This window comes from Rhodospirillales bacterium (assembly GCA_016872535.1).
Classification (GTDB): Bacteria; Pseudomonadota; Alphaproteobacteria; order Rhodospirillales; family 2-12-FULL-67-15; genus 2-12-FULL-67-15.
The window spans coordinates 1-4,585 of the sequence record VGZQ01000129.1; the positions used below are offsets into that span (position 1 = coordinate 1).

The window sequence follows — 4,585 nt, forward strand, 5'->3', positions numbered from 1 at the left end:
TGAAGCCGGTCGCCGAGTTGTTCGTCGGCGCGCGCATCGATCCCGACTTCGGGCCGGCGATCGCGGTCGGCGGCGGCGGCGTGCTGGTCGAGCTTTACCGGGACGTGGCGGTGCGTCCCGCGCCGGTGGACGAGGCGACGGCGCGCGCCATGCTCGCCGAAACCCGCGCCAGCAAACTGTTGCGCGGCTGGCGCGGAAACCCGCCCGCCGACATCGCGGCGGCGGCGCGGGCGGTCGCGCAGCTTTCCTGCTTCGCGGCCGATTTCCGATCGAGCGTCGCCGAGGTCGAAATCAATCCGCTCGCCATTTTCGCCGAAGGGTGGGGCTGCGCCGCCCTCGATTGCGTCATCGTTCCGCGCCCGCTATAGAACCGAAACGGCAGGACGGGTGGGAATCGACCGTGGGCGCGCTCGACGGAATCCTGGTGGTGGCGTTGGAGCAAGTGGTGGCCGCGCCGTTCGCGACCTCGCGGCTTGCCGACGCCGGCGCCCGCGTCATCAAGATCGAACGCCCCGAGGGCGACTTCGCCCGCGCCTACGACACGGCCGCCCGGGGGCAATGCAGCTATTTCGTCTGGCTCAACCGGGGCAAAGAATCCGTCGTTCTCGACTTTAAGAACCCCGACGACAACGCGCTGCTGAAGCGCATGATCGCCAAGGCCGACGTGTTCATCCAGAATTTTTCGCCCGGCGCGGCCGAGCGAGCCGGCTTCGGTGCCGACGACTTGCGCCGCCGCCATCCGCGCCTGATCGCATGTAGCATTTCCGGCTACGGCGAGGACAACGACTATCGCGACATGCGCGCCTACGACATGCTGATCCAGGCGGAAAGCGGGCTCGCCTCCGTCACCGGCGGGCCCGAGGCACCGGCACGCGTCGGCGTGTCGGTCTGCGACTTCGCCGCCGGAATGTACGCCCACGCCGCGATCCTGGAGGCCCTGATTCGCCGCGACCGGACGGGCGAGGGGGAAACGATCCGCGTCTCGCTTTTCGACAGTATCGCCGATTGGATGGCGGTGCCGCTGCTTCACCACGATTACGGCGCGGGCGCGCCAGCCCGGGTCGGGCTGCGCCATCCCTCGATCGCGCCCTACGAATCGTTCGCGACCGCCGACGGCGGCGCCATCGTTATTTCGATCCAGAACGAACGCGAATGGGCTCGTTTCGCCGAGCGCATCCTCGGCCATCCCGAATGGGCGTCGGAAGGCCCGTTCGCCGGCAACGTGGCGCGCGTCGCCAACCGGGATCGGCTCATGCCCGTCATTGCCGCCGTCTTCGGCAAAGAAACCCGTGCGGCAATGGCGAAGAAACTGAATGACGCCGAAATTGCCCACGGGTTCGTCAACACCGTCGCCGACTTTTCGCGCCATCCTGCGCTTCGCCGGGCCGAGACGCCGACTCCGAACGGGATCGTCGCGGTGCCGGCGCCGCCGGCGCGGCGACCGGGGGATTCCGCGCGTCTGCGTCCGGTGCCGGCGCTCGGCGAACACAGCGAAGCCATCCGACGGGAATTTGCGTCATGAGCCCCGATATCGACCATCTCCGCGCCTGGATCGGCCGGCATGAAACAATTTCCGACGTGATCGCGCCGTGGCCGGTGGTGGCGCTCGCGGCGCTGCTCGACCGGGACGACCCTTATCCGACCCACGACACCGAACTGCCGCCGGGCGGGCACTGGCTCTATTTCCGGCCCGCCGCGCGCCAGTCGGAACTCGGCCCCGACGGACATCCGAAACGCGGCGGCTTCCTGCCGCCGGTGCCGCTCGCGCGCCGGATGTGGGCGGGCGGGCGGCTCGCATTCCTGCGGCCGATCCGGATCGGCGACACCGCGACACGGGTGTCGCGCATCGGCGAGGTGGCATTGAAGGAAGGCAAGAGCGGTCCTTTGGTGTTCGTGCGGGTCGATCACGAGATTTCAGGGCCGGACGGCCCGGCGCTCCGGGAAGAACACGACATCGTCTATCGCGACGTATCCCCGGCGGTACCGCCGCAAACGCCCCCTCCATCTAAATCTACGCGCGCGGCCTGGCATCGCGACATTACGCCCGATCCGGTCATGCTATTCCGTTATTCGGCGCTCACTTTCAATGGCCATCGTATCCATTATGATCAGCCCTACGCGACCAAGGTCGAGGGGTATCCCGGCCTCGTGGTGCACGGCCCACTGATCGCGACATTGCTGCTCGATTTGATCCGGCGCCAGGCACCGAACGCGCGGCTCGCGCGGTTCGCCTACCGCGCGCAAAGCCCGCTGTTCGATACCGCTCCCTTCGCGGTCGAGGGTGAACCCGGCGCGGATCGACGGACGGCGAAGGTCTGGGCGGTGGACCCCTCCGGCGCGCTCGCCATGACCGGCGATGCCGAATTCGCGCGCGAGGATTAGTTCAATAGGAAGATTCGACCAGCTAACGCGCGCGCCAGCGGGCGAGATCGTTCGCCCGCTTCGCCGCGAACCGGTCGGGCGCCGCGGTCGCGCGGCCGTCGCGTTCCACCATCGGCCTGAGACGCGCGGCCGCCACGCGCGCGCGATTGGCGGCAGCATCGGCGGCGTTGGTGATCGGGCTGCCTTGCGTCTCTGCCGCGTGCGCCTTCGCGGCACGAAAATTCGCGTTGATGGCGGCAGTGCGTTCGTAATCGATGGGGGTCGCTGACGGGCGCGACGTCTTGATCGGGGGCGCTGCCGGATGGCGTGCATTGGGAGCGGTCACAAGCCGGTCCGCGACCGGGGCGTCGTCCTTCGCCAACGCGGCGTAGAATTCGGGGCGCTTCGTTTCGTCGCGCTTGGTTTCGTCCCACAGCCTGGCGACTTTGGCGCGGTAGGGTTCGTTCCGTTCGGCGAGCGACGAATGATAGCGTCCGGCGGCTTCCAGCCAGTCGGCCGAGGTGTCGCGCAAGGTCTTCAGGAACCGTCCGGCGAAGGCGATGTTGGCGGCCGGATCCATGGCCTCTTCGGCGCTCGCGAATTGGTGGCCGTGCCAGCCGAGATTGACCTGCATGCAGCCGACATCGATGTTGGCGATCCTCTTCGCTTTCAAGCGGCGGACTTCGGCGAGTGCTTCGGCCTTGGTGGCGAAATAACGGCCCTCGCCCTCGGCGGTCACGGTCCACGGCCAGGCAAAACTTTCCCGGCGGGCTTCGTCCCAGCGCCCGGTTTCCGCCTTGGCGATGGCGACGAGGATGTGGCGGGGAAGGCCCTGGGCCAGTTCCTGGCGGTGGGCCTCCCGGGCGCATATTTTCGAATTATCATCAATAGCTTGCGGGACAAAAGGGGTGGCTCCGGCGGCGCTGGCGGCGGCCCACGCGAAGGTTATTCCCAACACCCATACGGCCCGTTTCATGGCCAACTCCCGTTCCAAGCCCGTCCCTGAATACGCAAGGGCCGTGCCAATCCGGGGTTCGGGACAAGCCGGCGGCATCCGTCGTCCGAGTGAAGAGGCGTGATAAAAAGTGGTAAAATGTGGTTTTTTGTTGATTTATGTGCCTCCCGTTGGCTATGCTGTGCGTGCGGGTGTCGGAGGCTTCGACTTCGGATTCCCGCGAGAAATTCCCCCAAAGAACTCGGGGCCGCTCCGGTAAGTACGTTCCTGGGCGGCCCCATTTTCCTGCGTTTTCTCCCGACGCAAGGGTTATTCCTTGGGTGGGCTCTCGTCGCCCTCCCCGAGGGTGCGCTGCATCAGGACCGAATCGAGCCAATGGCTCTTCTTGAAGCCGACCGACCGAAGGACGCCGATCTCACGGAACCCGAGGCTACGGTGCAATCCGATCGAAGCGGTGTTGGCCGAATCGCCGATCACCGCGACCATCTGGCGCATGCCGGCACGGGTCGCTTGGTCGACGATATCGGCGAGCAACATTTTGCCGAATCCGCGCCCTGAAGCATCGGGCGCGATGTAAACCGAATCCTCGACCGTGAAGCGATAGGCGATGCGCGCGCGATAGGGCGCGGCGTAGGCGAAGCCGGCAATGCGACCTTCGTCCTCGATCACGCGGTATGGCAGACCCTTGCTGACGACGCTTTGCCAGCGTGCGGTCATCTCGGCGACGTCGGGCGGATCGTATTCGAAGCTCGCGAGCCCATGGCGCACGTGGTGGGCGTAAATCGCCTGGATTGCCGCCATGTCGGCTGCGCGCGCATCGCGGATCGTGCCCGCGCCGCGGGTTCGCGCCTTTTCCGAGTGTGCCGTGCCCCCGGGAGCAGTCATGGCCCATTCTCTGCGGATTTCGGATCGAACCGCACCATGCGCTCCACGAATCGGGCGAGGGTTTCGGCAAGCGCCGGCAAGCCCGGCCCGCGCGCGACCGCCCGTTCGTCCATATAGAGAGCACGGTTGATCTCGACTTGCAGGGCATGGACGCCCTCATGGGGTTGGCCGTAATGCCGGGTCGTGTAACCGCCGGCATAAGGTAAATTGCGCGCGACCGCGAAGCCGAGCGAAGTTAAAATACGTTCGGCGGTTTCCGTCACCGCCGGTGCACATGATGTGCCGTGTGCGTCGCCGAGTACCATGTCGACGCGGCGCAAACCGGGATCCTGATCCATCGGTCCGCCGATCGACGGCATCGAATGGCAATCGATCAGCACGCAA

At 66.5% G+C, this 4,585-nt stretch carries 6 protein-coding genes; 3 read left to right on the forward strand and 3 right to left on the reverse strand.

The window, feature by feature from the left end:
- From FJ311_15825 to FJ311_15835, 3 genes are all read left to right on the forward strand, one after another.
- On the forward strand, positions 1-368 hold a 368-nt coding region (locus FJ311_15825; protein ID MBM3952902.1), incomplete at its 5' end, for a CoA-binding protein.
- A gap of 32 nt (positions 369-400) precedes the next feature.
- Positions 401-1,522 carry a CoA transferase gene (locus FJ311_15830; protein ID MBM3952903.1) on the forward strand — a complete coding sequence of 374 codons (1,122 nt, stop codon included), beginning with the start codon at positions 401-403 and terminating at the stop codon, positions 1,520-1,522.
- Positions 1,519-2,382 (forward strand): acyl-CoA dehydrogenase, encoded by an 864-nt coding sequence (locus FJ311_15835; protein ID MBM3952904.1) that lies wholly within the window; start codon positions 1,519-1,521, stop codon positions 2,380-2,382. Before FJ311_15830 ends, FJ311_15835 begins: the two co-directional genes overlap by 4 nt.
- Before the next feature lie 22 nt (positions 2,383-2,404).
- Here FJ311_15835 and FJ311_15840 read toward each other — a convergent pair whose 3' ends face one another.
- From FJ311_15840 to FJ311_15850, 3 genes are all read right to left on the reverse strand, one after another.
- The gene (locus tag FJ311_15840; protein MBM3952905.1) at positions 2,405-3,337 is read right to left on the reverse strand and encodes a lytic transglycosylase domain-containing protein; all 933 of its coding nucleotides are present in this window, start codon (positions 3,335-3,337) and stop codon (positions 2,405-2,407) included.
- Positions 3,338-3,625: 288 nt separating this feature from the next.
- Positions 3,626-4,201, reverse strand: coding sequence for an N-acetyltransferase family protein (locus FJ311_15845; GenBank protein MBM3952906.1), 576 nt, complete (start codon positions 4,199-4,201; stop codon positions 3,626-3,628).
- Positions 4,198-4,585: N-formylglutamate amidohydrolase (locus FJ311_15850; GenBank protein ID MBM3952907.1), on the reverse strand; the 388-nt coding region annotated here is incomplete at its 5' end. The genes FJ311_15850 and FJ311_15845, both read right to left, overlap by 4 nt.